This is a genomic window from Occallatibacter sp., assembly GCF_049802275.1.
GTDB lineage: Bacteria > Acidobacteriota > Terriglobia > Terriglobales > Acidobacteriaceae > Telmatobacter.
Genome location: NZ_JBARMD010000705.1, coordinates 1 through 5,171 on the forward strand (window position 1 = coordinate 1; position 5,171 = coordinate 5,171).

Here is a 5,171-nt window from a genome sequence, read left to right on the forward strand (position 1 = left end):
GAACACCAAGTGTCGTCTTCATCGTAAAGGCGTAGCTCATAGAATTCCTGATCATGCAGAGAAACGCCATGCTCGTCGGCCCTTGAGAATACTTCTTGCATCCGATCATTATGGCGATCGTGGACAGCGGCCCTGTGCCGAAGGGCACAAGAGAATCCACAGTAGACATTCGCCCTTTGTTCGCCTATCCTTACTACGTCATGGCCTTCGGAATGCAGGGTCGCAAGCTCTTCGTCGTCGCATGCAAACGATGCCGACTAGATATTCCCGCAGGGGTACCTGAGTTCCCGTTCCAATCAATCGTCGTCACTTGCCCTCTCTGCGGAGAACAGCGACGGTATCTTCCCTCGGAGGTCCTGCTTGGCAGACCCAATCATCAGGTCGCGAAACAAGTCAAAGCTGAGGCGCATTGATGGGCGAAATGCACAGAGCCATCTCACGAGAGGAACAGGATCGAAGGAAGCAAGATCGCTTTGCATCCACGCTGGTTATCGCGGCTTCGATTATTGCGGCTGTTCGGCTGGCACGCGACGACATCGCCAGGCCATCGCCGCATCTCACTTCGGTTGTCGCAGATAGTGTTCAACTGGCGAGAACGATCCTCAATAAAATCGTCGGGTAATCTGTATAACATGTGCGGGCGATACGTAAGACGAGCGGATAAGCAACGCATCTCGGAGTGGATGCAGACACATAACAGCGATGTTTTCGACGACTCCGATCTCGCTCCCTCCTACAATGTTGCTCCACAGAGTCTCCAGCCAGTTGTGCGTCTCAGTCCGGAGACGGGTGAGCGTGAATTGACCGTCATGCGATGGGGCCTCGTTCCGTTCTGGTCAAAGGACGGAAAAGCATCCTTCAGCACCATCAACGCCAAGTCCGAGACCGTTGCAACGAGCGCTGCCTTCCGCGAGGCATGGAAGCAGAGACGTTGTCTTGTGCCTGCCGATGTGTTTTACGAGTGGCAGAAGGTTGATGAGAAAAACAAACAGCCATTCGCGATCACCGTGAAGGACGACGCAATGTTCGCATTCGCCGGTCTGTGGGAGTCATGGAAGGACAGAGGGACAGGACAGAAGCTGAGAACGTTCACGATCCTCACGACAGACCCGAATGAGCTGATGCAGCCAATACACAACCGAATGCCCGTAATCCTTCATCGGAGGGATTACGAGCGATGGCTGACGCCAACTGATCCGGCTCATCTCCCCTTAGATTTACTAAAACCCTACCCAGCAGGGGAGATGGAGGCATGGAAGGTTGGTAGAGCCGTCGGAAATACCAAGAACAACGATCCGAGCCTCATCGAGCCTCTGGAGATCGACGAACAGTGTTCCTCGCTGCCTCTTTTTGAATGAAGCGCATTGATCGCCACGACGAAATTTGCTTCACCCCGCCGATGGAGTGTCTGTCCGTCAGCAGGCTTCCGGATGGTACTGGCTGGACGAGGCAAGCCAAACCTGAGGCGCATTGATGGTCGAGATTCAGAAGAGTGACAGCGCCAGTGGGATTTGTGTGGTTCGGTTCTCTGCATTGCTCGGCACCGAAAACGGACCGAATGGTCACTAGCTGGCGAATCTGGCCTTTTTCAACGCCACGGGGGATAGCTCGGTCCGTGCTATTGCCATGCCTACTCTCTTTGCAGGAAGTCGAGCAAAAGCTGAATCGCGTAGCTTCTCTCTGCCATTTCCTTTCGGCGGTCAGCGCCATTATCGAGCGATGCGGCCTGGAGGCGGCAAAGCTCCAATTGCGCTCTTAGAGTTTGAATCGTCCTATCGCGAGTGATTGGGTCCATCGCTCACCTCGCAAGCGATTCGCGCCGGGCCATTTGCGTTGCCCGCTGATAGTCAAGGTGCACACCTGCAGTCTGAAGAATTCTCACACCAATATCGACTAATAGTTAGGTATGCAAACCCTGACAGACTTGACCATGCTAATCAGGCCGTCCCGTGTAGTGCTGCACATGATGGACTTCGGCATGATCCTCAAGAGATTCCAAATGCGTAGTGATCTCTGCTGGCACCTCCAAGTCAATCGTCAGGCGCTCTTCGAGCATTGTCGCTTGCCGGTGTGCTTCGCCCACTGCCATGGTGTGCGGAAACAATAGGTGAACCTCGATGATCTGTCGATAGCCTGTTGTACGGAAGCGCACGCCGTGGTAGTGGAGCCCCAGCTCCTTGCAAATAACATCGAGCTGATTGCGAATTTGGTGACCGATCTTGGGATCAGAGTAGTCAAGCAATCCCTTCATCGAATGCCACATCAAGCGACCGCCCGACCACAGGATGTTTGCCGCAACAGCAAAAGCGACCAGCGGATCGAACGGCTTCCATCCGCTTATCATTACCAGCCCCAAGCCCGCAACGACGCCAAAGCTGGTCCAACTATCCGTCAGGACATGCTTTCCGTCCGCCTCCAATATCAGCGAGTGATTCCGTCTACCCATCCGCACCAGGTACCAGCCCAGAAAGGCGTTCACCGCCCCGGCGACTAAGACCAGAGCCACCCCGCTTCCCAGGTTATCCAAGGTCAGGCCGTGTCTCCACTTTTGAGTCGTGGTAACGATTATGCTTCCGGCCGCGAGCACGATCATTGCGCCTTCAAAACCGGCGGAGAAAAAGGTGATTCGCTCGAATCCATAGTGGAATTGTGGAACAGCCGGTCGCGTGCTCAGCCAGAGGCTGAACACAGCAAACGCGACGGCTACCACATGTACGACCGACTCCGCCGCATCGGAAAAGATGGCCGAAGAACCTGTAAACAGGTAGGCGGCGACTTTGCCGACCAGCATTAGCACTCCGACGAACAACGACAGCCGCATAGCAAAACGAGCATCGCGATGCTGCTGTTCGATTTTCCGCAATGGAACTTGATCGGGCAAAACCGTCATGCTGACCTACCATTTAAGAAGCCTGCTAGACCTCGAAGCCAGTCTACGCCTGGGCCAACATTCCATCGTCCTGCGGTATTCCAGGGAGGAGCAGAATCCGAATCATCAGGTCGGTAACTCGCTCGGAATCCAGTGCCGAAGAACTTTCCTTCGTTCAAAAGCTATGCCCCAAGGTTGAGACTCTCTGACAGGCACTTTAGTTCGCGGCAATTACCACCACGGTTGCGTCATCCTGGAAATGGTCTCCGCAGAAAGCGGAAACATGAGCGAGCAATCGGCTGTTAAGTTCGCCGGCTGAGCGGCTGGAGTTTGTTCGCGCAAACTCTGCAACATTTGCTTCGCCAAACTCCTGCTCATCCGGCCCTGATGCTTCCGTGATTCCATCCGTGAAGAGCAATAAGCGGTCTCCGGGCCACAACTCGATCGTCGCATCCTCATAGGTCCACGACGGAAAAACGCCCAGGACAGCGCCGCCCTCTTCGAGCAGCCGGGTCCGGCCGCGAGAGACGAGAACCGGGTAAGGATTTCCTGCATTGCAGTATTGCAGGGTTCGTGCATTGCCATCGAGCACTGCATAGAAAAACGTGACGAACTTCCCGATGGCAATGTTTTCATAAAGCAGCGTGTTCACCTTCCCGCATAGCCATGCCGCACTCTCGGATTCACTCGCATAGGCGTGAACGGCAGCCTGCACATTGGCCATCAACAGAGCGGCCGACACTCCTTTGCCGACAACGTCCGCTACGCAAATGCCCAGTTTATGTCCGCCCAGCTTGAAGACGTCATAGTAGTCACCGCTGACAGCGCGAGCCGGACGCCAGATTCCCGCAACCTCGAATCCGGGCAGTTGGGGAATCTCCTTCGGGAGGAGCGATTGCTGTATCTCCCGTGCGCGTTGCAATTCCTGCTCTTGCATTTCAAGCTGCGCCGTACCGAGATCCACCGAGCGCTGCAGCTCGATATTGCGCCGCTCAAGCTTCTCTTTTGTGGTCTGATAAAGAAAAATCAGCACACTGGCAACAAATGTGATCAGTACTGGGAATTTCCATCCCGTTCGGAGCAGGTGCTCCAACGTTTGCGGTGAGGGTGGCGCAAGCAACCAAACGACTACCGACGAGAAGACGTAAACAGGGATAAGGAGAACGAGCAGGATAGCGAGAAAGAACAACCAGTTGTAAGGAAACGGCTTCTGCGAATAGAACCGGTGCGATCTCTCAGTTACAGGCACCACAATGTTTCCGATCACAATCGAATAGACCAAGATGGTGAGTGGATTAATCTCCTGTCCAATGGCCCAGAAGACGGCTCCGGCGATCGCGGAGATCGCGATGTAAACGATTTGCTGTCTCAGGAAACGTACCAGAGAAGACAAGGTTACCCGCATGCGGACACGCTTTCAGAACCTCGCGGGGATACCAGAAAATCTTACACTGAAAGCGAAAGCCCGCCGGATTGATCGTCGAAGTCAATGGTCCCGCGATATTCGTTGCACACCTGGCATCTCACGAGGCCGGGAGGAACGCGCCCCGCTTCGTCGTCGATCTCCTTCGGCCTGATGCCTCTCTGCCACCTTGCGGCCTCCGGGTTGTCGAAGTAACAATTCGACTGCATCTTCCGCCAGCGAGTCGATCTCGAAAACGCGAAGGGCCACCTTCCAGTTGGCGGGGAACTCCTCCTCGGTCAACCGCGACAAGGCATAGGAGGCGTGGTGACCGTCGAAACGGTACTCTTCGCCGGTATCTTTCGCAATGGCCGTGGTCCACATCAGTTGAAACGGGGTTCCTTCTCTGGCGAGGGCGGCGAAGTGGGCTACGCGCTCGCGCTTGAGTTCACGCTCTCCCGGCACACCCGGCATGGTTGCGAATTTGACGGCAAGCTCTTTGGTTAGGGGAACCAAGTCAATCGATTTCAGGTCGATCATGTCTCAACCATTTCTCCGCCCGGTACTGTGGTTCCGGGTTGCTGGTTTCGCATCTCCCACTGCACATTTTCTGCGCATGGACTGCGCCTCAATTCTGCGGCGAATCCGGAATTTTTTCAATGAGCTGAAGCTGTGCCTTCGTTCTGGGTGGGTGATGAGGAACGGGCGAAGACGTTATTGCCTGCGCGGCGGGCGTCGCGGCTCTCACCGGCATTTGTGCGCGGCTCGCAGTCACGCTCTCGGTCTTGCAACTCACGTTGTTCCTGGTTTTGGTTTGGTTACCCATCGTGGCGACAGGCACCAAGGATTCCTTCCAGTGGAGCGAGACTATCCTTAATGTGGCGCTGCTGGGGGCTGGAT

General features: G+C 55.2%; 5 protein-coding genes. 1 reads left to right on the forward strand and 4 read right to left on the reverse strand.

Annotation, left to right across the window (positions count from 1 at the left end; all coding sequences use genetic code 11):
* The first annotated feature begins 632 nt into the window (after positions 1–632).
* A complete protein-coding gene (locus WA354_RS23700; protein ID WP_472815496.1) occupies positions 633–1,358 on the forward strand; it encodes an SOS response-associated peptidase in 726 nt (241 codons plus the stop codon).
* A 575-nt stretch (positions 1,359–1,933) separates the two neighbouring features.
* On the opposite strand, the gene WA354_RS23705 is transcribed toward WA354_RS23700, so the two are convergent.
* From WA354_RS23705 to WA354_RS23720, 4 genes are all read right to left on the reverse strand, one after another.
* Positions 1,934–2,890 carry a cation diffusion facilitator family transporter gene (locus tag WA354_RS23705; protein WP_472815497.1) on the reverse strand — a complete coding sequence of 319 codons (957 nt, stop codon included), beginning with the start codon at positions 2,888–2,890 and terminating at the stop codon, positions 1,934–1,936.
* Positions 2,891–3,086: 196 nt separating this feature from the next.
* Positions 3,087–4,274, reverse strand: coding sequence for a PP2C family protein-serine/threonine phosphatase (locus WA354_RS23710; protein WP_472815498.1), 1,188 nt, complete (start codon positions 4,272–4,274; stop codon positions 3,087–3,089).
* An 81-nt stretch (positions 4,275–4,355) separates the two neighbouring features.
* The gene (locus WA354_RS23715; protein WP_472815499.1) at positions 4,356–4,811 is read right to left on the reverse strand and encodes a hypothetical protein; all 456 of its coding nucleotides are present in this window, start codon (positions 4,809–4,811) and stop codon (positions 4,356–4,358) included.
* An 88-nt stretch (positions 4,812–4,899) separates the two neighbouring features.
* Positions 4,900–5,171, reverse strand: a 272-nt coding sequence (locus tag WA354_RS23720; RefSeq protein WP_472815500.1) for a hypothetical protein, incomplete at its 5' end; no start/stop codon positions are given.

Bases quoted from the DNA above. Each gene is read 5' to 3' on its own strand.
- WA354_RS23700 (WP_472815496.1), top strand. From the start codon at position 633: ATGTGCGGGCGATACGTAAGACGAGCGGATAAGCAACGCATCTCGGAG.
- WA354_RS23705 (WP_472815497.1), bottom strand. From the start codon at position 2,890: ATGACGGTTTTGCCCGATCAAGTTCCATTGCGGAAAATCGAACAGCAG.
- WA354_RS23710 (WP_472815498.1), bottom strand. From the start codon at position 4,274: ATGCGGGTAACCTTGTCTTCTCTGGTACGTTTCCTGAGACAGCAAATC.
- WA354_RS23715 (WP_472815499.1), bottom strand. From the start codon at position 4,811: ATGATCGACCTGAAATCGATTGACTTGGTTCCCCTAACCAAAGAGCTT.